17 protein-coding genes and 3 tRNA genes are annotated in these 23,267 nt (G+C 55.0%); 18 read left to right on the top strand and 2 right to left on the bottom strand.

The window, feature by feature from the left end; translation table 11 throughout:
• The first annotated feature begins 23 nt into the window (after window positions 1-23).
• The 3 genes from dprA to topA are packed head-to-tail and all read left to right on the top strand — an operon-like array spanning window position 24 to window position 3,932.
• Window positions 24-1,121 carry a DNA-processing protein DprA gene (gene dprA, locus AC3B8H_RS01675; RefSeq protein WP_488439881.1) on the top strand — a complete coding sequence of 366 codons (1,098 nt, stop codon included), beginning with the start codon at window positions 24-26 and terminating at the stop codon, window positions 1,119-1,121.
• Between the two features lie 9 nt (window positions 1,122-1,130).
• On the top strand, window positions 1,131-1,598 hold the full coding sequence (locus tag AC3B8H_RS01670; RefSeq protein WP_071160461.1) for a Smg family protein: 468 nt from the start codon (window positions 1,131-1,133) through the stop codon (window positions 1,596-1,598).
• 15 nt (window positions 1,599-1,613) lie between these two features.
• Window positions 1,614-3,932 (top strand): type I DNA topoisomerase, encoded by a 2,319-nt coding sequence (topA, locus tag AC3B8H_RS01665; RefSeq protein ID WP_488439880.1) that lies wholly within the window; start codon window positions 1,614-1,616, stop codon window positions 3,930-3,932.
• A 65-nt stretch (window positions 3,933-3,997) separates the two neighbouring features.
• On the opposite strand, the gene AC3B8H_RS01660 is transcribed toward topA, so the two are convergent.
• Window positions 3,998-4,477 (bottom strand): DUF192 domain-containing protein, encoded by a 480-nt coding sequence (locus tag AC3B8H_RS01660; protein WP_488439879.1) that lies wholly within the window; start codon window positions 4,475-4,477, stop codon window positions 3,998-4,000.
• A 68-nt stretch (window positions 4,478-4,545) separates the two neighbouring features.
• Here AC3B8H_RS01660 and AC3B8H_RS01655 point away from each other — a divergent pair.
• The 15 genes from AC3B8H_RS01655 to AC3B8H_RS01585 all read left to right on the top strand — a co-directional run bounded on the left by AC3B8H_RS01655 (window position 4,546) and on the right by AC3B8H_RS01585 (window position 21,953).
• Window positions 4,546-4,629: transfer RNA gene (locus tag AC3B8H_RS01655), tRNA-Leu, on the top strand.
• Window positions 4,630-4,722: 93 nt separating this feature from the next.
• Entirely contained in the window at window positions 4,723-6,018 is a 1,296-nt protein-coding gene (gene tig / locus AC3B8H_RS01650) for a trigger factor (protein ID WP_488439878.1), read from the top strand.
• A gap of 17 nt (window positions 6,019-6,035) precedes the next feature.
• Window positions 6,036-6,671 (top strand): ATP-dependent Clp endopeptidase proteolytic subunit ClpP, encoded by a 636-nt coding sequence (gene clpP / locus AC3B8H_RS01645; protein WP_488439893.1) that lies wholly within the window; start codon window positions 6,036-6,038, stop codon window positions 6,669-6,671.
• A 96-nt stretch (window positions 6,672-6,767) separates the two neighbouring features.
• The gene (gene clpX, locus AC3B8H_RS01640; RefSeq protein ID WP_064031315.1) at window positions 6,768-8,045 is read left to right on the top strand and encodes an ATP-dependent Clp protease ATP-binding subunit ClpX; all 1,278 of its coding nucleotides are present in this window, start codon (window positions 6,768-6,770) and stop codon (window positions 8,043-8,045) included.
• Between the two features lie 163 nt (window positions 8,046-8,208).
• Window positions 8,209-10,620, top strand: coding sequence for an endopeptidase La (gene lon, locus AC3B8H_RS01635; protein ID WP_488439877.1), 2,412 nt, complete (start codon window positions 8,209-8,211; stop codon window positions 10,618-10,620).
• Window positions 10,621-10,808: 188 nt separating this feature from the next.
• Window positions 10,809-11,081 carry an HU family DNA-binding protein gene (locus tag AC3B8H_RS01630; protein ID WP_064031317.1) on the top strand — a complete coding sequence of 91 codons (273 nt, stop codon included), beginning with the start codon at window positions 10,809-10,811 and terminating at the stop codon, window positions 11,079-11,081.
• Window positions 11,082-11,094: 13 nt separating this feature from the next.
• Window positions 11,095-11,170 (top strand) — tRNA-Val (locus AC3B8H_RS01625).
• 6 nt (window positions 11,171-11,176) lie between these two features.
• Window positions 11,177-11,253: transfer RNA gene (locus AC3B8H_RS01620), tRNA-Asp, on the top strand.
• A 97-nt stretch (window positions 11,254-11,350) separates the two neighbouring features.
• Entirely contained in the window at window positions 11,351-13,216 is a 1,866-nt protein-coding gene (locus AC3B8H_RS01615) for a SurA N-terminal domain-containing protein (RefSeq protein WP_488439876.1), read from the top strand.
• 471 nt (window positions 13,217-13,687) lie between these two features.
• Complete coding sequence (fabV, locus tag AC3B8H_RS01610; protein ID WP_488439875.1) at window positions 13,688-14,878, top strand: enoyl-ACP reductase FabV; 1,191 nt, start codon at window positions 13,688-13,690, stop codon at window positions 14,876-14,878.
• A gap of 153 nt (window positions 14,879-15,031) precedes the next feature.
• The gene (locus AC3B8H_RS01605; RefSeq protein ID WP_488439874.1) at window positions 15,032-16,879 is read left to right on the top strand and encodes a peptide-binding protein; all 1,848 of its coding nucleotides are present in this window, start codon (window positions 15,032-15,034) and stop codon (window positions 16,877-16,879) included.
• A 120-nt stretch (window positions 16,880-16,999) separates the two neighbouring features.
• The gene (locus AC3B8H_RS01600) at window positions 17,000-18,109 is read left to right on the top strand and encodes an ABC transporter permease (protein WP_488439873.1); all 1,110 of its coding nucleotides are present in this window, start codon (window positions 17,000-17,002) and stop codon (window positions 18,107-18,109) included.
• 221 nt (window positions 18,110-18,330) lie between these two features.
• Window positions 18,331-19,521, top strand: a complete 1,191-nt coding sequence (locus AC3B8H_RS01595; RefSeq protein WP_488439872.1) for an ABC transporter permease — start codon at window positions 18,331-18,333, stop codon at window positions 19,519-19,521.
• A complete protein-coding gene (locus AC3B8H_RS01590) occupies window positions 19,518-21,335 on the top strand; it encodes an ABC transporter ATP-binding protein (RefSeq protein ID WP_488439871.1) in 1,818 nt (605 codons plus the stop codon). Before AC3B8H_RS01595 ends, AC3B8H_RS01590 begins: the two co-directional genes overlap by 4 nt.
• Window positions 21,336-21,425: 90 nt before the next feature.
• Window positions 21,426-21,953, top strand: coding sequence for a hypothetical protein (locus tag AC3B8H_RS01585; protein ID WP_488439870.1), 528 nt, complete (start codon window positions 21,426-21,428; stop codon window positions 21,951-21,953).
• Between the two features lie 911 nt (window positions 21,954-22,864).
• Here the strand turns inward: AC3B8H_RS01585 and AC3B8H_RS01580 are convergent.
• The coding region (locus tag AC3B8H_RS01580) for a hypothetical protein (protein ID WP_488439869.1) at window positions 22,865-23,267 on the bottom strand (403 nt) is incomplete at its 5' end.

Raw genomic sequence — 23,267 nt, 5'->3', positions numbered from 1 at the left:
TCCCAGTCACCCGCGGGCCTCGCTTGAAACACCCGGGGCATCCCGAAACTCGACAATGGCTGGCTCTGTTGCGGATGCCGGGTATCGGCGGCAAATCGGTCAGGCGCTTGTTGGAACATTTTTCACCCGCCGAAGTGTTGGCCGTATCGCGCGCGGATTTGAGGTCGCTCGACTTTAGCGAACGGCAAATCGATGCCATTCTTCAGCCGGACTGGCGTCGCGTAGACTACGATTTGGCTTGGTTGGCGCAAGACGGCAACTTCCTGCTGACGCTGGATGATTCCGAATATCCGGCCCAGCTCCGGGAAATCGCCGATCCGCCGCCGGTTTTATTCGTCAAGGGAAAACCGGAACTGTTGCTAGAGCCGCAGTTGGCCATCGTCGGCAGTCGCAACCCGTCCCCGCCGGGGGTGGATACCGCGACCGCGTTCGCCAAAGCGCTGGCCGAGGCCGGCTATACCGTGACCAGCGGCATGGCGCTCGGCATCGACGCCGCCAGTCATTGGGGCGCGTTAAGCGTGGGCGGTAACACCGTGGCGGTGGCCGGCACCGGCCTGGATCGGGTCTATCCCGCTTGCCATAAAGCCTTGGCCACCGAAATCGCCGCGAAAGGCGCGCTGGTTTCCGAATTTCCGCCCGGCACCACCGCAAACGCCGGGCATTTCCCTAAACGTAATCGGATTATTAGTGGCTTGTGCGTCGGTTTGTTGGTCGTCGAGGCCGCCCAGCAGAGCGGTTCTCTGATTACCGCCCGTTTGGCGCTGGAACAAAACCGTGAGGTGTTCGCGATTCCAGGCTCGATCCACAATCCTCTGGCGCGCGGTTGCAACGGTTTGATCCGGCAAGGGGCCAAATTAGTGGAAACCGCCGAGGATATTTTCGAGGAATTAGGCCAATATAATCAATGCAGTATGCGGGCCGGTCCCGAATTCCCGCAGACGGCGCTTGACCTGGAACAACAAAATCTATTGAATTTGATTCCGTACAGCCCCACAACGGTTGATACGTTGGTCCGGAACAGCAGCTGGGCGGCGGAGGAAGTGTCGTCGATGCTGCTGGTGCTGGAGCTGCAGGGCTACATCGCCGGGGTTGCCGGCGGTAGCTACCTCAGAATCAAGTAAAGGCTTTTAATGAAAGAAGACATTTTTGATGTGCTCATCTATCTGTTCGAAAACTATCTCGACGGCGATAGCGACAACTATCCCGACACTTCGGTCATCGCCAGCGAACTACTGGATGCCGGTTTTCAGCAGCCCGATGTCAATAGAGCCTTCGATTGGCTGGAGTCACTAGCCGACATCGAAACCATCTCGACGATTGCTTCTCCGTCCTTCCGAATATTCGGCAGCCAGGAAATGGTGGTTTTCGATCTGGAATGCCGTAACTTTCTGATGTATCTGGAGCACACCGGTATCTTGAGTCCGGCGAATCGAGAGATTGCGATCGATCGGGCGATGGCGCTGAAGGAAGAAGAAATCACGTTGGACAAGTTGAAATGGATCGTGTTGATGGTACTGCTGAGCCAACCCGGCGATAGCGCCGCTTTCTCCAGAATGGAAGACATCGTTTACGATCTGATTCCGACTTCTTTGCATTGATAGTACACGGATAGCATGAGCAAGAGTTTAGTCATCGTAGAGTCTCCGGCTAAATGTAAAACCATCGAAAAATACCTTGGAAAGGACTTCCAGGTTCTGGCTTCTTACGGCCATGTTCGAGATCTGATTCCCAAGGAGGGTGCCGTCGATCCGGAGAATGATTTCTCGATGAAATATCAGGTCATCGATCGCAATCAACGCCATCTCCAGGAAATCGGTAAGGCTCTGAAAAATGCCGACACGCTGTATTTGGCGACCGACCCCGACCGCGAGGGCGAAGCGATTTCCTGGCACGTCTACGAGCATCTGAAAGAGAAGAAGCTGCTCAAGGACAAGGATGTGCGCCGAGTGGTCTTCCACGAGATCACTAAAAAAGCCGTCACCGAAGCGATCGCCCATCCGACGGAACTCTCCAACAATCTGGTCAACGCTCAGCAAGCGCGGCGGGCATTGGATTATTTGGTCGGTTTTAATCTGTCGCCGCTGTTGTGGAAAAAGATCCGGCGCGGTTTGTCGGCCGGGCGGGTGCAAAGCCCGGCGTTGCGGATGATCGTGGAACGCGAACTGGAAATCGAGGCGTTCAAAACTCGCGAATATTGGTCGCATACCGCCGACGCCAATGCGCAAGGACAGCCGTTCAAGGCCAAACTGACGCACTACAACGGCGAGAAACTCAATCAATTCAGTTTTACCGACGAAGCCGCCGCCACGGCGGTCAAGCAAGCCTTGCTGGAGCAGGCCGACGGCAAATTGATCGTCGCCAAGCTGGAAAAAAAACAGCGTAGCAAGAATCCGGCACCGCCGTTCATTACCTCGACGTTGCAACAGGAAGCCGCGCGCAAATTGGGTTTCACCACCAAGCGGACCATGATGGTCGCTCAGCAGCTCTACGAAGGTATCGATTTGGGCGGAGAGACCGTCGGTTTGATTTCCTATATGCGTACCGACTCGGTCAATTTGGCTGACGAAGCCATCGCCGACATTCGGGCCTTAATCGCTGAAAAATACGGCGCGGCGGATGTACCCAAGGAGCCGCGCCAATTTAAAACCAAATCCAAAAACGCGCAGGAAGCGCACGAAGCGATCCGGCCGACTTCGGTGCAGCGTTTGCCGGAGTTGGTAAAAAACCGGCTCAGCGCGGAACAATTCAAGCTTTATGATCTTATCTGGAAGCGCACCGTTGCTTGCCAGATGATCCATGCGACCTTGAACCAAGTGGCGGTCGACCTGAATTGCGGTAGCGATAAAAACGTATTTCGCGCCACCGGCTCCACCGTCACCAATCCTGGTTTCATGAAGGTTTATCTGGAGGGCGTTGACGACAGCAAGGAGGCCGCCGACGATCAGGATAGCCTGTTGCCGCCAATGGAAGAAGGGCGTCCGGTCGTGCTGAACGATGTCGCCGCCACGCAGCACTTTACCGAGCCGCCGCCGCGCTACAGCGAGGCGAGTCTGGTCAAGGCCCTGGAGGAGCACGGCATCGGCCGGCCGTCGACTTACGCGACGATTATCTCGACCTTGCAGAATCGCGAATACGTGACGATAGACAACAAGCGGTTTTATCCGACCGATGTCGGACGCATCGTCAACAAATTCCTGACCGAACATTTCACCAAATACGTCGATTACAGCTTTACCGCGAATCTGGAAGACGACTTGGATGCGGTGTCGCGCGGCGAGAAGGATTGGATTCCGTTGATGAACGACTTTTGGCGGCCGTTCACGCAATTGATCAACGAGAAAGAAGAGAGCGTGCAGCGTAAGGATGTGACGCAGGAAAGCATAGACGAGGCCTGTCCGGAGTGCGGCAGTCCGCTGTCTATCCGTTTGGGCCGTAACGGCCGCTTTATCGGCTGTACCAATTATCCGACGTGTTCCTATACCCGGAACATCGGCGAGGATAACAGCGCGGCAACCGCCGAGCCGGAAGTGGTCGAAGGCCGCGAGTGTCCGAAGTGCGCGTCGCCGCTGGTTATCAAGACCGGGAAGTACGGCAAGTTTCTAGGGTGCAGCGCTTATCCCAAGTGTAAACACATCGAGCCCTTGGAAAAGCCGCAGGATACCGGGGTCGAATGTCCGCAATGCAAAAAAGGCAATATCCTCAAGCGTAAGGCGCGTAGCGGCAAGATCTTCTATTCCTGCTCCGAATATCCCAAATGCGATTACGCGTTGTGGGATGCACCGATCAAGGAAGCCTGTCCGGAATGTCATTGGCCAATTTTGACGCTGAAGACCACCAAGCGAAGAGGAACGGAAAAAGTCTGCCCGCAAAAAGAGTGTAAATATGCGACACCTTACGAAGGTGACCCGGATGACGTGAACGGGCCTAGGTGAAGCCCGGTTGAGGTCAATAGAGCGCGTCGGTGGCGGCGGAGCGCGGAAATTTTAGGCGTTTACGATTATTCCTGCGCATTGGGAACTTCCGGTAAGGCGAGCGTTTGGCCAGTCTCGATACCGTTGTCCGCCGCGAAGCCGGCATTGACTTCCAGCATGTACTTGGTCGCTTGGGAAATTTGATAAACCCGGCAGGGGGACGCGTGGCAGGGGGGCAGGTTTTCAAGGATGGCAACGACGCGGCCGCTGTCGTTCAAGAACAGCACGTCCAACGGCAGTAAGGTATTTTTCATCCAAATTGCGATGCGTCTGGCGGTTGGATAAACGAACAACATACCCTCTCGCCGTCCCAACTCCCGTCTGTGCATCAATCCTCTTTTGCGGCTGTCGCGATCGGCCACAACCGAAACCCACAACTCCGATTGTTGTCCGGGCAAATTCACCAAAGTATTGAAACCCGAATCTGCGGGGGCCGTTTCAAGGCGGCAGGAAAAAGTCGTTAGCCACAACATTAGGATGATAGCGCGAAGTTCGGGTGGATTCATGCCGGTTTCAGGTGGAGCGGGTTGTGTTTGGGGGGGCGGCTGATTATAATGCCGCGTTCATTTATTTTGCGAGCGTGGCGAAATTGGTAGACGCGCTGGATTTAGGTTCCAGTGGTAACCCCGTGGGAGTTCGAGTCTCCCCGCTCGCACCATAGTCTCTTACGCATGGATACTGCGTCCAAGTCTTTAGCTGGCTCCGCTGATCGATCCCCCATTTATTTTTTTAATTTGTTCGAGGTAATGCAATGCAAGTTTCTGTCGAGAAGACATCCGAATTAAGTCGAAAAATGACTGTCAGCATACCTGACGCCGTGGTTCAGGAAAAAATGGAAACTCGCTTGAAGCGCTTGGGGCGGGAAGTCAAAGTGGATGGGTTTCGGCCGGGCAAGGTGCCGGCCAGCATGATCAAGAAATTGTATGGTGATCGGGTACGGAGCGAAGTCACCGGCGATTTGATCCAAACGACGTATTTCGAAGCGCTGCAACAACAGGAACTGGTTCCGGCCGGTCATCCGCATATTCATCCCAGTGAAAAGACCGAGGGTTTTGAGTACGTCGCTGAGTTCGAAGTCTATCCGGAAGTGACGCTGGAAGGCATATCCGGATTGCAAATCGAGCGTCCGAACGCCACTGTCGAGGAAGCGGATGTCGACGGAATGATCGAGAAACTGCGTCAACAAAAGAAAACCTGGGCGGAAACCGAGAGAGCCTCGCAAGAAGGGGATCAAGTGACGATTCATTTTTCGGGCGTTTCCGAAGGCGAGAATTTCACCGACGGCAAGGTTGAGAATTACAAAGTCGAAATCGGCGCTAAGCAAATGATCCCCGGTTTCGAAGACGAATTGAAAGGACTGTCGGCCGGCGCCACCAAGACTTTTACCGTGACGTTCCCCGAACAATACAACAACCCGAAACTGGCTGGTAAACCCGCCGAGTTCGAAGTCGAATTAGTGAAAATCGAAGAACCGGTTTTGCCGGAAGTCACTGAAGAATTCATTAAGGCGTATGGCGTGGAAGAGGGCGATCTGGCGGCGTTCCGCGCGGACGTTCGTGCCAATATGGATAGGGAATTGGCCAATGCGCTGAAAAATAAATTGAAAACCGCCGCAATGGATGCGTTGTTCGAAAACATCACGTTTACGATTCCGAACGCACTGATCGATCAAGAAGTCGAAGCATTGATGCAACCCTACGCCGAGCGCGCCAAAAACATGCGCTTGAAGCTGGAAGACCTGAATCTGCCGCGTGATACCTTCGAAGCGCAGGCAAAACGTCGCGTCGCGCTGGGCTTAATCTTGGGTGAAATTATTCAGAAGAACGAGATTAAAGTCGATGCCGATAAAGTGCGCGAAGTTGTTGAAGATATGGCAAAAAGTTACGAACGCCCGGAAGATGTTATCAATTGGTACTACGCGGATAAAGCCCGCTTGAACGAAGTCCAGCAGATGGTTTTGGAAGATCAGGCTGTTGCTTGGATAGTAAGTCAGGCTAAAATCACCGACGTGACGGTAGGATTCGATGAAGTTATGGAAAAACGTTAACTAAATGAGGGCTTATGATGTTTAACCAAAATGCGATGAACGATATGATGGCACCCCAGGCCGCTGGCGGATTGGTGCCTATAGTGGTTGAGCAGACAGCCCGTGGGGAAAGATCGTTTGACATTTATTCCCGTCTGTTAAAAGAACGGGTGATATTTCTGGTCGGCAAGGTTGAGGATTACATGGCCAACTTGGTCGTCGCCCAACTGTTGTTTTTGGAATCGGAAAATCCGGACAAGGACATTCATCTGTATATCAATTCGCCGGGTGGCTCGGTAACTGCCGGGATGGCGATTTACGATACGATGCAGTTCATCAAGCCGGATGTCAGCACGATGTGCATCGGACAGGCCGCCAGCATGGGCGCCTTACTGTTAGCGGGCGGGGCTGCCGGTAAACGATACTGCCTGCCGCACTCCAGAGTGATGATTCACCAACCCCTGGGTGGTTTCCAAGGGCAGGCGTCCGATATCGATATTCATGCTCGGGAAATTCTGGCGATTCGCGATCGCTTGAACAAGGTTTTGGCTAGCCACACCGGACAGACCTTGCAAAAAATCGAGCAAGATACCGATAGGGATAATTTTCTCAGCGCCGACCAAGCCGTCGAATACGGTTTGATCGATAAAGTGCTGGCCAGCCGTATTGTGTGATAGCAAGGCGCGGTGCTAATTGGTACCGCGCCTTGTTTGGTTTTGTTTAATTGTTCATCGTAACGGTGAAGCGATTTGTTCGGATGGAGTTGGTCCATGAGTAGAGACAAAAAAGGTAAAGACGACGAGAAGCTGCTTTACTGTTCTTTTTGCGGTAAGAGTCAAAACGAAGTCAGGAAGCTAATCGCCGGCCCATCCGTCTACGTCTGCGACGAATGCGTTGAGTTATGTAACGAAATTATTCGCGACGAATTGATGGAAGACCAATTGTCGTCCGGATCGTCCGCGGCGTTGCCTAAGCCAAAAGAAATCAAGGCTGAACTCGACAACTATGTCATCGGCCAGGACAAGGCAAAAAAAATCCTGGCGGTTGCCGTCTACAACCATTACAAGCGTTTGCGCAGCAACAGCAAGAAATCGGATGTCGAATTGGCGAAAAGCAATATTTTGTTGATCGGTCCAACCGGTTCCGGCAAGACGCTATTGGCTGAAACGCTGGCCAGATTGTTGGATGTTCCATTCACGATCGCGGACGCCACGACGTTGACCGAAGCCGGCTACGTAGGCGAGGATGTCGAGAATATCATCCTGAAAATATTGCAAAAATGCGATTACGATGTCGAGAAGGCGGAGACCGGTATCGTTTACATCGACGAAATCGACAAGATTTCCCGCAAATCGGATAATCCTTCGATCACGCGCGACGTGTCCGGCGAGGGCGTGCAACAAGCCCTGTTGAAGTTGATCGAAGGCACCGTGGCTTCCGTGCCGCCACAAGGCGGCCGCAAGCATCCCCAACAGGACTTTCTACAGGTCAACACCGCTAACATCCTGTTCATTGTCGGCGGTGCGTTCGCGGGTTTGGACAAAGTGATCAAGCATCGTACCGAAAAAGGCGGTATCGGCTTTTCCGCCGATGTTAAGACCAAGGACGATAAACGCAACGTTGGTGAGATATTCGCGGACGTGCGCGCCGAGGACTTGATCCGGTACGGCTTGATTCCGGAGTTCGTCGGACGTTTACCGGTGATCGCCACGTTGGATGAGTTGGACGAGGATGCGTTAATCCAAATTCTGACTCAGCCGAAAAACGCGTTGATCAAGCAGTATAAGCATTTGTTCGAAATGGAAGGGGCTGAACTGGAGTTCCGCGACGACTCGTTGTCGGCGATTGCCCGAAAATCCATGGAACGTAAGACCGGTGCTCGCGGTCTTCGAACCATCGTCGAAAACGTGCTGCTAGACACGATGTACGAATTGCCTTCCAATGAAAAAATCGCCAAGGTCGTTATCGATGAAACGGTGATACTTGGCAAGTCCGAGCCTATTTTGGTGTACGAGACCGAGCAGAAAATGGCGGCTTCCGATATATGATGCTTTAACATTTGCTCTGTTAAGAGCGATCGGTGGCGATAAGAGGCGTTTATCTTCGGGTAAACGCCTCTTTTTTTTGTTTCGCCGGAAATACTTGTTTTCTGAAACATCAACCTCATATAGGATTACAGTCAGTTTTCAGTTGCTCAAGAGGGCTAAGCCAATGACCCATTCAAAATCCACAGACGAATTAATTCCCGTACTGCCGCTCAGGGACGTGGTAGTTTACCCGCACATGGTCATACCGCTTTTTGTCGGTAGGGGGATGTCGATTGATGCTCTCGATGCCGCGATCAAACAAGACAAGCAAGTCTTGTTAGTGGCGCAGAAGCAAGCGGATGTCGACGCTCCGGGCTTTGACGATTTGTATAAGGTCGGTACGCTGGCCAACATTTTGCAGTTGCTCAAATTGCCCGATGGGACTGTCAAGGTCTTGGTGGAAGGCAATCAACGTTGTTCGGTAATTCAATATCAAGAAGTTGAAAACTATTGCGCGGCTCGCGTCGTCGAGCTGGAAGACGAAATCAATGTTTCCGAGCAGGAATTGGACGTCTTGCAGCGGACAGCGATCAACTCCTTCGATCAATACGTCAAACTGAACAACAAGATTCCGCCCGAGGTTTTAAACTCATTGGCCGGTATCGACGACCCCAGTCGTCTGGCGGATACGATGGCGGCACACATGGCGTTGAAGGTCGAGGAAAAACAAGCCATGCTGGAACTGGTCGATGTGGCCGCGCGTCTGGAAAATCTGATGACCTTGATGGAAGGCGAAGTCGATATTCTGGAAATGGAGAAAAAAATCCGTGGCCGGGTTAAGAAGCAGATGGAGAAAAATCAGCGCGAGTATTATCTGAATGAGCAGATGAAGGCGATTCAGAAGGAACTTGGCGAGATGGATGAAGCGAGCAATGAAATCGAGGAGCTCGAGAAGAAAATTGCGGCGGCGGGGATGACCGCCGAGGCGAAAACCAAAGCGACCGCTGAGCTCAATAAATTGAAAATGATGTCGCCAATGTCGGCGGAAGCCACGGTGGTGCGTAATTACATCGACTGGATGGTCAATGTGCCTTGGAAAAAGAAAACCAAGGTGAGGCACGATTTGAAAGTGGCGGAAGAGGTTTTGGAAGCCGAGCACTTCGGCCTGGAAAAGGTAAAAGAACGGATTTTAGAATACTTGGCGGTACAGCAACGTGTTAAATCCCTGAAGGGCCCCATTCTGTGTTTGGTCGGTCCGCCGGGGGTGGGCAAAACCTCGTTGGGGCAGTCGATTGCCAGAGCCACCAATCGCAAATACGTGAGAATGGCGTTGGGCGGCGTGCGCGACGAGGCCGAGATTCGCGGCCATCGCCGCACTTACATTGGTTCGATGCCCGGCAAGATTTTGCAGAATTTGTCCAAGATTAAGACTCGCAACCCGATGTTTCTGCTGGATGAAATTGACAAAATGGCAATGGACTTTCGTGGCGACCCCGCGTCGGCATTGTTGGAGGTCCTGGATCCGGAGCAGAACCACACCTTTTCAGACCATTACCTGGAAGTCGACTTCGACCTATCCGACGTCATGTTTGTCGCGACCGCGAACACGATGAATATCCCGGCGCCGTTGATGGATCGGATGGAAATTATCCGTTTGTCCGGCTATACCGAGGATGAAAAAATTAACATCGCGCTTCGATTCCTGGCGCCCAAGCAAATCAAAAACAACGGGTTGGCTGAATCGGAGATTCAAATTTCCGAATCGGCGGTCAAGGACATCATCCGCTACTATACCCGCGAGGCCGGCGTGCGCAGTCTTGAGCGCGAGATTTCCAAGATTTGTCGCAAAGTCGTCAAGGATCTTTTGCTCAAGCCCAGAAAGTCTAAGATCGTCGTCAACGACAAGAATCTGGACAAGTACTTGGGGGTTCGGCGATTCAGCTATGGAATGGCCGAGGATAACGATCAGGTGGGCCAAGTTACCGGCTTGGCTTGGACCGAAGTCGGTGGCGAACTGTTGACCATCGAAACAGCGGTGATGCCGGGTAAGGGCAAGCAACTGGCGACCGGAAAATTGGGCGAGGTGATGAAGGAGTCGATAGAGGCGGCGGTGACGGTGGTGCGCAGCCGCGCCGATATTCTCGGTATCGACAGCGAGATATTTCAAAAAACTGACATTCATATTCACGTTCCGGAGGGCGCGACACCAAAAGATGGTCCCAGTGCCGGTATTGGCATGTGTACCGCTATTATTTCAGCCTTGACGAAAATTCCGGTTCGGGCGGACGTGGCGATGACCGGAGAAATTACGTTACGGGGCGAGGTTTTGCCGATTGGCGGACTTAAGGAAAAGTTGTTGGCGGCGCATCGTGGCGGCATTACGACCGTGGTTATTCCGGCGGAGAACGAAAAAGATCTCACCGAGATTCCCGACAACATTAAACGCAATCTGACCATCAAGTGCGTACGCTGGATCGACGAGGTTCTCGGGTTGGCCTTGCAGCACCTGCCGACCCCGATTTCTCCGGTGGCGGAGATCGCGGAATCTCCGAACGGGAAAGCGGACCCGATAAAGCCGGGCGTAGTTGCCCATTGACGGCCGGATCAAGCCGGAAACCTTGTAAATCAAGGACTGCAACGCTTGACAGGGCTTGCGGACGGTTGATATAAATGGCGGCCTCTCTACACCGGAGAGACCGTCATCGGGTTGGTGGATAGCCGCTTGGCACAAACCGCTTGTTTGCAGAGCAATAATTAATAAAACGACATCCTAAGGGGAAATAAATGAATAAATCGGAACTTATCGATGCAATCGCCAGTGCGTCCCAATTGACAAAAGCCGATGCCGGTCGTGCATTGGATGGATTTATCAAAGCCGTCGAGGATTCGCTGAAAAAAGGCGAAGCTGTCGCTCTGGTTGGCTTTGGCACTTTTGAAGTAAAAGAAAGAGCGGAACGCAAAGGCCGCAATCCGCAAACCGGCGAAGAGATCACCATCAAGGCTGCAAAGATTCCTTCATTTAAGGCTGGCAAATCTTTAAAAGATGCTGTAAACTAGTTGCTCTTTAGTCGGGTGCTTAGCTCAGCTGGGAGAGCGTCGCCCTTACAAGGCGAGGGTCGGGGGTTCGAACCCCTCAGCACCCACCAGACTTTGGAGCGGTAGTTCAGTTGGTCAGAATACCGGCCTGTCACGCCGGGGGTCGCGGGTTCGAGCCCCGTCCGCTCCGCCAAAACAGAAACCTCGGGCCGTACGGTCCGAGGTTTTTTTTTGCGTGTTAAATTTTGCCTGAAACGCTCAGGTGTCATTCTGTTTTAAGGACAGCGTTTATGCTTTTAGAAATAAGAGAAAAGGTGCAAGGTATCTTTGCATCGATCATATTGATCTTGATATGCGTGCTTTTCGGGTTGTGGGGCATCCAAAACTATCTTGGTGGCGGCAAGGAAATTCCGGTCGTATCGGTAGGCGATAAAGACTTCTATCAGCGCGATGTTCAGCAGGCCTATCAACAGTTTGCGCAGAATCTGGCAGGGATGAAGTTTGACGAAGAGACGCTAAAAAAACAGGCGTTGCAAAAACTGATTCGTGACGAAGTCTTATTGCAATACGCACAGGACGAAAATCTGCTGGTCAGCGACGAAACCGCTCGCGAATTTATCCAAGGCTTGGAATATTTTCAAAAAGACGGCAAATTCGACAAGACGCAATATCAAACCTTGCTGGGTTCGCAAGGCATGTCGTCGGCCGAGTTCGTCAATCGAATCAAGAAAGCCTTGGTAATGGAGCAATTTCAACGGGCTGTCATTGACACCAGTTTCGTGACGCCCACCGAAATCGACAACTTCTTTAAATTACAAAATCAAACCCGCGATATTGAATATTTGACGCTACCCTTGGTCAAGTCTACCGAGCAACCCAGTGAAGAAGATATCGGTGCCTATTATCAACAACATCAAGAGGCCTATCAGACTGAAGAGCAAGCGTCGGTAGAATATGTAGAACTGTCCTTGGATAAATTGGCCGGCGAGGTAAAGCCGACCGAGGACCAGTTGAAGGCGTATTACGAAGAGCAAAAGGCGCAATACACCACCAAGGAGCGCCGAAAAGTCAGCCATATTTTGTTTGCGGTTGGTAAGGACCAGACCGACCAAGCCGCGTTGCAAAAAGCCCGGCAAGCCCAAACCGCGTTGCAGACCAAGGATTTTGCCGCTGTCGCCGCTGACATGTCCGACGATAAACTGAGCGCTAAAAAGGGTGGCGACTTAGGGTTGATTGCGGCCGGTGTCATGGAGAAGTCATTCGAGGAAGCGGCCATGGCGTTACAGGTCGGTCAAGTGTCTGAGCCGGTTAAGACTTCGTTTGGCTACCATCTAATCAAGGCGACCGAACTGGTGCCTGGCGAAATTAAAGCCTACGAGCAAGTCAAGGCTGATGTTGCCAAGGCTTACCAGAAAGCGCAGGCGGAGACTAAATTCAACGAGTTGGCCGAGAAACTGGCCGAAGTCAGTTACGAGAACCCGGATAGTCTCGCCGCGGCCGCTGATCTGCTGGGCGTGCAGCCGCAAAAAACCGGGCTGTTTAGTCGTGCCAATGGCGCGGGTACCGCCGCTGAAGATAAAGTCCGCGCCGTTGCATTTTCCGAAGATGTGCTAAAAGGCAGCAACAGCGAGCCGATTGAAGTCGGTAGCGACAAACTCGTCGTGTTACGGATGGCTAGCCATCAACCGGCGTCGGTCAAGGAATTGCAGCAAGTGAAGGCTGATGTCGCCGCCGCGATCCAGCGCGATCGCGCCAAGCAGCAACAAGCCGCGTTGGCCGAGCAGATCCGTCAGGAGTTGGCGGGTGGCAAGAGCTTGACTCAGATTGCGGAAGCCAGGCGTTTGCAGGTCAAGAAAGTCAACGGTTTGACCAGAATCGGCGGCGATCTGGCCATGCCAGTCAATCAGGCCGTCTTTAAGGCTGCCAAGCCCAAGTCCGGTCGGCCTAGCGTGACAACTATCGACGACGAGAGTGGCGCAAAACTGATTGTTAGCATCAATCAAGTCAACGAAGGCAAAATGACCGATGCCGATAAAAGTAAACAAACCGTGATTGCCAAGAATATGGCCGGGGCGTTCGGCAAGGCTCAGTTCGAGTCGGTGTTGAATGCCTTGCAAGCCAAAGCGGATATCGCGATCCATGCCCAAAAGCAATAAGGCTTCGCGACGACAAAAAAAAGGGAGCTTAGGCTCCCTTTTTTATGGGCGCGGGGAAGCGTTGCCGTCGGGTTCACGTTGCTGTTGACTTCGCGTGACCGGGGACGATCAGAGGTTTGATCGGTCACCGTGCCGGGCAACACAGGGCGGGTTTTGCCCACCGTTCTCGACGGCGAGTTTCCGCTTAAGCCCGGATTCGAGATAGTTGTTCTGTTCGGGCGACGCTTGCGATAAACTTTAAAGGTAACTACTCAGCGTGACGCACAGGGATTCCTCTCCGCACGGAGAGGGTTGAGTGAGTGAGGGGAGTGAGGCTTTCTTCGTGAATTCGCCTCGGCTACCTCGGTCAACAGGGGGATCGGCGAACTGCAGGGTTATGCGATTCGTTGATTAGTGACCTTAAAAACTCCAACGGTACGGTCGTCAATGCGATCCTATCTTTTCTTTAACCGCTTGATTTTAAGGAGCTACATGATTATCAAACCTCGCGTTCGCGGTTTTATGTGCGTTACCACCCATCCGGTCGGCTGCGCCGCCAACGTCCAACAACAAATCGGATATGTCAAACGGGGTGGGGAAATTGCCGACGGGCCTAAAAACGTACTGATTTTAGGCGCGTCCACCGGCTATGGCTTGGCATCGCGCATCGTCGCGGCATTCGGCTCCGGCGCGAAGACCCTGGGTGTCTTTTTCGAACGCGAAGGAAGCGCCGACAAACCCGGTACGCCAGGCTGGTACAACTCCGCCGCTTTTCACCAATTTGCCGAGGCCGAGGGTTTGTATGCGAAAAGTATCAACGGCGACGCCTTTTCCGACGAGGTCAAACAAAAAGCGATCGAGGCTATTAAACAGGATTTCGGCAAAATCGATCTGGTGGTTTACAGTTTGGCGGCGCCGCGCCGCACCCATCCAAAAACCGGCGTGATCTACAGTTCGACGCTTAAACCAATCGGCAAGGACTTGGTGCAAACCGGCCTCGATACCGATAAGGAGGTCATCAAGGAATTCACGCTGTCAGCGGCATCCGAGGAAGAAATCGCCAACACCGTTGCGGTGATGGGCGGGGAGGACTGGCAAATGTGGATAGACGCATTGGCCGACGCCGACGTATTGGCACCCGGTGCAAAAACCACGGCGTTCACCTACTTGGGCGAAAAAGTCACCTGGGATATTTACTGGGACGGCACGATCGGAGCCGCAAAGAAGGATCTGGACAAACGCGTCCTCGACATCCGCGCCAAATTGGCTGCTTCCGGCGGCGATGCACGGGTTTCGGTATTGAAAGCCGTCGTCACTCAAGCCAGCGCCGCGATTCCGGTGATGCCCTTATATCTGGCGTTATTGTTCAAAGTGATGAAGGAAGAAGGCACCCACGAAGGCTGCATCGAGCAAGTCTACGGCTTGTTCCGCGATAGCTTATACGGCACGGCCCCGATACTCGACGAGGCCGGACGCCTGCGCGCCGATTTGAAAGAACTCGCTCCGCAGGTTCAAGATAAGGTCAACGCCTTGTGGCAACAGGTCAATAACGACAATATCGGCGAATTGACCGACTTCGCCGGCTATAAACACGAGTTTTTGAAACTGTTCGGCTTCGAGGTCGAAGGCGTGGATTACGATGCCGACGTCAATCCGGAAGTGCCGATCGCTAATTTGGCTTAGCCGGACAGTTCGCGCGGGCAACAGATCGCGACCTGCCGGAATTCGGATGCGTTAAAGCGTTTGAGCCGGGGCGGATTGGCTTTGCATCGTTCCGGTTCAAAGCCCGCGTCTTCAACGGTTTTGTTAACACTCCCTCCGCAGACCACTGGAATTATGCAAACACCCTCCGCTACCAGAGATTGGATACTCTATTCGTTGCTTGGCTTGGTTATCGTGCTGATTTTGCTGGCGATGTACCAGATCGATAGGCAATGGCTGAAGCTCAGCGACATGCAGACCGCCTTGGCCGAGCAGGCGCAAGCGGTCCGGGAGTTGCGGGGTCTGGCTGGCAGCGGAGCGTTGAGCGCGCAAACCGCAAACCCGCCGCGAGAAGCGGTGTCGCAAGCCTTCCAGCGCGCCTACGCGGCAACCAAGCTAGCCGATTACGCTCAGGGCGATTGGAGCGTCGAAGCTTTCGGCACCAATTTGAAAACCATCACGCCGTTGATCTCGACCGACGCCTACGCTTCCAACGTACAAAGCTATGTACAGGAAAGCTTGATCACCCGCAATCCGGACACGTTGGCCTGGGAAGGCTTGATCGCCAAAAGCTGGACGCTGAGCGAGGACGGTTTGACAATCAATTTCGAGTTACGCGACGACGTTTCGTTCTCCGACGGCCAGCCGCTGACCGCCGACGACGTGGCGTTTACCTTCAATTTCATCATGACCGACGCCATCCAGGCGCCGCGCGATCGAGCGTATTTGCAGAAGATCGAGTCGGTCAAGGCCGAAGGCAAAACCCGGGTAACCTTCGTGTTTAAGGAGCCTTACTTCGAAGCGCTGTCGCTGGCCGGCGGCATGAATATCATGCCCAGGCATTTTTACGAACCCTACCTTAAAGAACCGCAAAAATTCAACGAATCCAAAGGCCTGCTGCTCGGCAGCGGTCCGTATAAATTGGCCGATCCCAAAAGTTGGACGCCGGATCAGGGTAATCTCGAACTGGTGCGCAACGAGCGCTATTGGGGCGATGTGCAGCCTGCTTACAACCGCATCTTGTGGAAGATCATTCAAAACGACAGCGCCCGTTTAACCACTTACCGCAACGGCGACATCGATTCCTACTCGGCGCGGCCGTCCGAATACAAGCAACTACAAGCCGACCCGCAGATACAGGCCAAGAGCCAGAGCTTCGAATACATGCCGCCGGTGGTTGGTTACAGTTATATCGGCTGGAACCAGACGCGCGGCGGCAAACCGACCCGTTTCGCCGACCAGCGCGTGCGTCAGGCCATGACCTATCTGACCGACACCGGCCGCATCATCAAGGATGTGTTCCTCGGTTATGCGGAGCCGGCGGTCAGTCCGTTCGGCAACGCCAGTAAGCAGCACGATAGCGCGTTGCAGCCTTATCAAGCCAGTCTCGATAAAGCCAAGGCCTTGCTGAAAGACGCCGGCTACGAAGACCGCAATAAAGACGGCGTGCTGGAAGACAAAACTGGTCAGCCGTTCGAATTCAAGCTGACTTACTTCCAGGCCAACGAAGACACCAGCCGCATGGTGCTGTTGCTGAAAGACCTGTACGCCAAGGCTGGTGTCAAACTGGTGCCATTCCCGCAGGAGTGGCCGGTGATGCTGGAGAACCTGGATAAAAAAGACTTCGACGCCATCACGCTGGGCTGGACCAGCAGCATCGAAACCGATCTATACCAAGCCTTCCACAGCTCGCAGGCGATCAGCAAGGGCGATAATTTCATCGGCTATCAAAATCCGGCATTGGATAAACTGATCGATGAAGCCCGCCGTACTGTCGATGAAGGCAAGCGCATGCCGCTGTGGCGGCAGGCCGAACGCATCCTGTACGACGACCAACCCTACACCTTCCTGATGCGCCGCAAAAGCTTGCTGTTCGTCGATAAGCGCATCCACAACTTGCAAATGACCAAGTTGGGTTTGAATCTGGGCTCGCTGCCGCTGGAAAACTACGTGCCGCTCGCCCAGCAAAAATATACGCAATAGGGTCATGGCGAGCTTGCCGCGTAGCTTTACCCCGTTAGGGATTGCAGGGGGCCCAAGACCAACGGTGCCGGTCTCTAACATCCTTGAATATTGGCACTCCGCAATCCCTGCCGAGTTGACGTGGACTTTTCTCGCGGCAGTCAAAAGGAATTCGTCATGCTGACTTACCTGCTCCGGCGCCTGCTGTTGATGGTGCCGACCCTGCTTGGCATCACCATCGTCGTGTTCACGGTGATGGCCGCGTCGCCGGGTGGCATCAGCGCCCAGACCCTGGTCGGCGGCATGGACATGAAACCGCAGGAAAAGCAGGCCCTGCTGGACTATTACAACAAGCGCTACGGCCTGGACCAGCCGGCGCCGCTGCAATATCTGCGCTGGCTGAACAATGTTTCGCCGATCGGTTTCGTCAGCGACGAACAAGGCCACCAGTCGTTCTCCATGACGAAAGGCATGGACCTTGGCACCAGCTTTCAATACGGCCGGCCGGTCGCCGACATTCTCGCCGAACGTATTCCGATTACCTTGTTGCTCAATCTGGTGACGATACCGTTCACCTACGCGCTGGCGATTTGGATCGGCATGAAGTCGGCGACCCAGCGCGGCGGGGCCTTCGACATTGGCGCCAGCCTTTCGATGTTGGCGCTGTGGTCGATTCCGACCATGTTGGCCGGCGTCCTGCTGCTGGGCTTCTTCGCCAACATCCAATATTTTCAATGGTTTCCGACCGCCGGCCTTAGCGACCGCGAAGCGCTGGACATGCCGTTTTTGCCGCACTGGGACGATGGCGGCTTCGTCCGCGGCTTCTTGCTGGACCGCATCTGGCATTTGGTGTTGCCGGTGATCTGTTTGTCCTACGGCGGTTTCGCGGCGCTGGCGAAATTGACCCGCACCTCGATCCTGGAAAATCTGCACGCCGACTACGCCCGTACCGCCCGCGCCAAGGGACTGGCCGAAACCGACGTATTGTGGAAGCACGTGTTCCGCAACAGCCTGTTGCCGCTGATTACCGTCTCGGCCGGGCTATTGCCCAGTTTGCTGGCCGGCTCGTTGATCGTCGAGAATATATTCAGCATCAACGGCATGGGCCAACTGGCCGTCGAAGCGGTAAAGGGCAGGGACCGCGAATTGGTGTTGTCGATCACCTGGATCAGCGGCTTTCTGACGCTGGTCGGCTATTTGATCGCCGACTTCTGCTACACCTTGGCTGATCCAAGGGTGAGTTATGACTAAGTTTTTACTACCCCCGCCCTTATTCAAGACCGTTCGCCCTGAGCCTGTCGAAGGGCGCGCCAGATCAGGCTTCGACCAAACTGACCCGAGCGCGGTCGAAGGGCTCAGCCTTTATGCCCCAGAGAGTACGGACGGAATACCAGCAAGCATCCGGGCTGGCTTAATGCGCGCATCGGGCGATTCGACTTACCGCTATTCGGCGTTTGCAATCAGGATAGCCAATGCCGTCGTCTCTTAGCCGTCCAATCAGCCGGCAATCCTTCGCCGCTCGCATCTGGCGCCGCACGCTGGACGGCGTCGGCGTCAAATTCGGCCTGGCCTGGGTTGGCGTGTTGGTGTTTTTCGCGGTATTCGCGCCGTTTCTGGCCAACTCGATGCCGTTATTGATGAGCAAAAACGGCGAGATTTCGGCGCCGGTGTTGCGCTATCTATCGATCGAGGATGCCTGGATTCTGGCGGGGTTTTTCATCGCGTTGGCGGTGTCGCGGTTGCAGTTGTCAGGCGGCACCAAGTTTTTACTGTTTCTGGCCGGCACCGGGCTTGCCGCTTTGATTGCCAACCTGACAGTGCAACCGCCAGCCTTGGTGATTTACGACGATTTTCGCTGCCCGGAATACAGCCAGGTCGATTGGAAAGTCATGCCGCCGATACCTTATGCACCTGGCGACTACCTGCGCGACCTGGGTAGCAAGGGTCTGGAAGCGCCGTTTGCCAGCGAAGGCCACACTCATTGGATGGGTACCGAGGAAAACGGCGCCGACGTGTTGAGCCGGATGATCCACGCCAGCCGCATCGCGCTTAGCATCGGTTTCATCGCCACCGGCATCGCGCTGGCAATCGGCGTCGTCGTCGGCGGGTTGATGGGTTACTTCTCCGGCGTGGTCGATATGCTCGGCATGCGCCTGGTGGAAATCTTCGAGGATATTCCCACGCTGTTCTTGCTGTTGACCTTTGTCGCCTTCTTCGGCCGCAGCTTGTACATGATGATGGTGATCATCGGCGTCACCGGCTGGTCCGGTTACGCCCGCTACGTGCGCACCGAGTTTCTGAAACTGCGCAAGCAGGACTACGTGCAGGCCGCCATCGCCAGCGGCTTGCCGCTGCCGTCGATCCTGTTCCGCCACATGTTACCCAACGGTGTCGCGCCACTGCTGGTCGCGGTCAGCTTCGGCGTGGCCGGCGCGATTTTATCGGAAGCGACCTTGAGCTTTCTCGGGCTCGGCGTGGTCGATGCGCCGTCGTGGGGGGCGATGTTGGACCAGGCGGTCAAGTCCTCGACCTTCAATTGGTGGATGGCGGTGTTTCCCGGCGGGGCGATTTTTATGACCGTGTTCGCCTACAACCTGATCGGCGAAGCGTTCAGGGATGCGATCGACCCTAAACTGGCGCGCTGCAACGGAGGCGAGTCGTGAGTTCGCCGTTATTGCAAGTCGAAAACCTGCGCACCTACCTGCACACCGGTGGCGAGCCGGTCAAGGCGGTGGAAGACGTCAGTTTCGAGATTCCGCAAGGCGAAACCTTTTGCCTGGTCGGCGAATCCGGCAGCGGCAAGTCGATCAGCGCCTTGTCGGTGATCCGCTTGTTGCCGGACGGTATCGCCAACCATCCCAGCGGCCAGATTTTGTTCGAGGGCCGCGACCTGCTGACCTTGCCCGATGCCGGTATCCGCCAAGTGCGCGGCGCGCAAATCGCGATGATCTTCCAGGAACCGATGACCTCGCTGAACCCGGTGTTGACAGTCGGCGAGCAAATCATCGAAGCGCTGCAACTGCATTACCCGGACATGAACCCGGACGAGGCAGAGCAACGCGCGGTCGCTGCCTTGACCCAGGTGCAGATCCCCAGTCCCGGCTCGCGCTTTCGCGATTACCCGCACCAACTCTCGGGCGGCCAGCGCCAGCGAGTGATGATCGCGATGGCCTTGGCCTGCCAACCCAAGCTGCTGATCGCCGACGAGCCGACCACCGCGCTGGACGTCACCGTGCAGGCCGAAATCCTGCGCCTGATGCGGCAATTGCAAGACGACACCGGCATGAGCATGCTGTTCATCACCCACGACTTCGGCGTGGTCGCGCAAATGGCGCACTGGGTCGGCGTGATGCAATACGGCCGCTTGGTCGAAGCCGGCCGCTGCCGCGACGTGCTCGGGAATCCGCAGCATCCGTACACGCAAAAACTGTTGGCTTCGGTGCCGGAGAATCTGGCCAAGCCCGACGTTTCCGCATCCCCAAAAACCGTTCGCGCTGAGCCCGTCGAAGCGCAAGTTGCCGACGCCAGTTCTCGTCGCGCCAACGGCGAGAGCAGCATCATTAAATTAAGCCGTTTGCTGAGCGAAGCCGAAGCGGACGGCGCCGGTTTCGGCTCCGCTCAACCGGCGGCGGTATCGACAAACGCGATTCCCGGCAATACGCACCCCCAAACAGCAGCCGAACCCGAAGCCTTAATCCAAATCCGCAACCTGAAAGTCTGGTTCCCGGTGCGCAAGGGTCTGCTGCGCCGCGTGGTCGATCACATCAAAGCCGTAGACGACGTGTCGCTGGACATTCCGCGCGGCGAAATCGTCGCGCTGGTCGGCGAGTCGGGCTGCGGCAAGACCACGCTGGGTCGGGCCGTGTTGCAGCTGGAGCCGCCGACCGAGGGCAGCATCCGCATCGACGGCCGGGAGCTGGTCGGCTTGTCCGCCAAAGAATTGCGACCGCTGCGCCGGCAGATGCAGATCGCCTTTCAAGACCCGCAATCGTCGTTGAATCCGCGATTATTGATCGAAACTACCTTGACCGAACCGATGCAGGTACACGGCATCGGCGCCAGCCGCGACGAGCGCATCGCCTTGGCCGAACAACTGCTGGACGACATGCAGCTTGGCCGCGAGGCGCTGTGGCGCTACCCGCACGAATTCTCCGGCGGCCAGCGCCAGCGCATCGGCTTGGCGCGGGCCTTGGCCCTGAATCCGGAATTCATCGTCTGCGACGAAATCACCAGCGCGCTGGACGTGTCGGTGCAGGCGGAAATCCTGCAACTGTTATTGGACATCCGCCGTCGGCGTAATCTGACCTTGCTGTTCATCACCCATAACATTGGCGTGGTCGAGTATCTCAGCGATAGGACGGTGGTGATGTATCGGGGGAAGGTGGTTGAGCAAGGGGAGACGGCGAAAGTTTGCGGGGCGCCGGAGCATGAGTATACGCGGAGGTTGTTGGGGGCGGTGCCGAGGTTGGTGGTTTAGGGCATTGTTGTGGTGATATACAGAAACTTTTTAATCACTTGTTAGCCGTTGCTCGCGCATCTCATGAATCGAACAATACTGATTGTCGCTATGGGCTTATTTTCATTTGTTTTCGGCTCTTGTTCCAAACCCAAGACCACGGACAAGGGAGACCGCCAAGCCGTGTTTGCTGACCTTCGCAAGCAAGCACTGACGGGAACTCGCGCGGCTTTTGGTCTCGACGTTCCTGCTACACCGACTACGCCGTGGGGCGTTGTGATGGAGACCGGCGTTCCAGAGGGCACATATTCGCTCGTCGCATTCTCCGATGGGAACGCGAGCATCTATTTCAGCAGCGGCGGCGGCTCGATTGGTGGAGGTGGGCATGAGACTATCCGCAGAGCTGCTCAGGCGATGGTCACCATCGCTGCCAGATTCCAGCCGCAGGCTACCGCGACCAGAGAGTTTCCTTTGCCCGCGAACGGACAGACGATTTTCTACTTGCTCACAGACTCCGGGGCTTTCACGACCAACGCACCCGAGCAGGATTTGGGGGAGGAGCGTCATCCTTGGTCTCCACTATTCCACGCTGGGCACGAGGTCATCGGCCAGTATAGGCTCATTGAAGAACGCAAATGACCGCAACGCCTAACCATGCGCTGCAGCCCGCGTAGGTGCGATTAGCGGCAGCGTAATCGTACGCATGGTGTGAATTTGCCACGACTTGTTTAATGTCGGGTCTCGGCCCGACAGCCGAGTTTCTGTCTTTTGCTTGGCCAAAAGAAAGAAACCAAAGACAAATCCGCCGGGAGCGGATTTGGACGCCATCGGCGCACGAAGTGTGAGCGCCTGGATGGCGCGAGGCAGCAGGCCACCCCATGCCGCTTATCTCCTGCGCTCCTGCGGGTTTGAGCGGGGTTTTTGGAAGGGCTATCCATAGCCCTCCAAAAACGCGCGGCCTCCCTTCCGCGCCCCTGTCGGGCAAATCCCGCTCAAACCCTCCGGTGCTCGGCGCGGCATCAGGGGGAGAAAACCGTCGCGGTTGCAACGTTGCTTATCCGATCCGGCTAGCGTGGTAGGGTACGTATCGCGTGCGGTTCCGGTTGGTGCCGGAAGTTCTGGAGTACAAACCTAGGTTTGTACTCCAGAACTTCAAGGGTGGGCACGGCTTTTGTGCCCACGTGAGGTTTCGTGTCTTGTATCGCTGACGAGACAGTTGGTTTTAATGTCGGTTTGCGGGGAGGCAGGCTCTCTATTTCACGGGCGGCCGCAATAAAGCGTAACGTTTCCGGTATTAAGCTCGGGTGTTGGCGTAATTTTCTAAACTCGCCGAATTCCGAGCGAGAACGGCCGACAAATTTTGTAGAACGATGTCGTTCGCGGGTAAAACCGTCGGGCTTTTTTTCAACTGTTCTCGAAAATAACTCGGGCATTTCCGAAGCGAGCTCGGGGGGTAGCGTAATTTTCAGCACTCGCCGAGCTCTGGGCGAGAATGGCCGACAAATTTTGTAGAACGATGTCGCTCGCGGGTAAAACCGCCAAGCTTTTTTCTAGGCCGTTCTCGAAAATAGCTCGGGCATTCGCGCGACGAGCTCGGACGTTGGCGTAATTTCAGCACTCGCCGAGCTCCTGGCGAGAACGGCCGACAAATTTTGTAGAACGATGTCGTTCGCGGGTAAAACCGTCGGGCTTTTTTTTCGACCCTTCTCGAAAATAACTCGGGCATTTCCGAAGCGAGCACGGGCGTTGGCGTAATTTTCAGCACTCGCCGAGCTCTGGGCGAGAACGGCCGACAAATTTTGTAGAACGATGTCGTTCTCTAGCAAAACCGCCGAGTTATTTTCCAGAACAGCCGAGTAGCTTGCATTGCAAGGGCTAGCAAGCGCTTTACGCACGCGGATAGGATCGATGTTGCCGGACGGGGTGATAGGACGGCTTAGGTTTCGGTCCGGG

It is taken from the genome of Methylomonas sp. BG-2 (assembly GCF_057766305.1).
Note: the sequence above shows the minus strand (reverse complement) of the source record. Positions and strands in the feature narration are given on the sequence as shown.

Excerpts from the sequence above, each read along its gene's own strand:
- AC3B8H_RS01670 (WP_071160461.1), top strand. The coding sequence starts at position 1,131 with ATGAAAGAAGACATTTTTGATGTGCTCATCTATCTGTTCGAAAACTAT.
- topA (WP_488439880.1), top strand. The coding sequence starts at position 1,614 with ATGAGCAAGAGTTTAGTCATCGTAGAGTCTCCGGCTAAATGTAAAACC.
- AC3B8H_RS01660 (WP_488439879.1), bottom strand. The coding sequence starts at position 4,477 with ATGAATCCACCCGAACTTCGCGCTATCATCCTAATGTTGTGGCTAACG.
- tig (WP_488439878.1), top strand. The coding sequence starts at position 4,723 with ATGCAAGTTTCTGTCGAGAAGACATCCGAATTAAGTCGAAAAATGACT.
- clpP (WP_488439893.1), top strand. The coding sequence starts at position 6,036 with ATGTTTAACCAAAATGCGATGAACGATATGATGGCACCCCAGGCCGCT.
- clpX (WP_064031315.1), top strand. The coding sequence starts at position 6,768 with ATGAGTAGAGACAAAAAAGGTAAAGACGACGAGAAGCTGCTTTACTGT.
- lon (WP_488439877.1), top strand. The coding sequence starts at position 8,209 with ATGACCCATTCAAAATCCACAGACGAATTAATTCCCGTACTGCCGCTC.
- AC3B8H_RS01630 (WP_064031317.1), top strand. The coding sequence starts at position 10,809 with ATGAATAAATCGGAACTTATCGATGCAATCGCCAGTGCGTCCCAATTG.
- AC3B8H_RS01615 (WP_488439876.1), top strand. The coding sequence starts at position 11,351 with ATGCTTTTAGAAATAAGAGAAAAGGTGCAAGGTATCTTTGCATCGATC.
- fabV (WP_488439875.1), top strand. The coding sequence starts at position 13,688 with ATGATTATCAAACCTCGCGTTCGCGGTTTTATGTGCGTTACCACCCAT.
- AC3B8H_RS01605 (WP_488439874.1), top strand. The coding sequence starts at position 15,032 with ATGCAAACACCCTCCGCTACCAGAGATTGGATACTCTATTCGTTGCTT.
- AC3B8H_RS01595 (WP_488439872.1), top strand. The coding sequence starts at position 18,331 with ATGCCGTCGTCTCTTAGCCGTCCAATCAGCCGGCAATCCTTCGCCGCT.
- AC3B8H_RS01585 (WP_488439870.1), top strand. The coding sequence starts at position 21,426 with ATGGGCTTATTTTCATTTGTTTTCGGCTCTTGTTCCAAACCCAAGACC.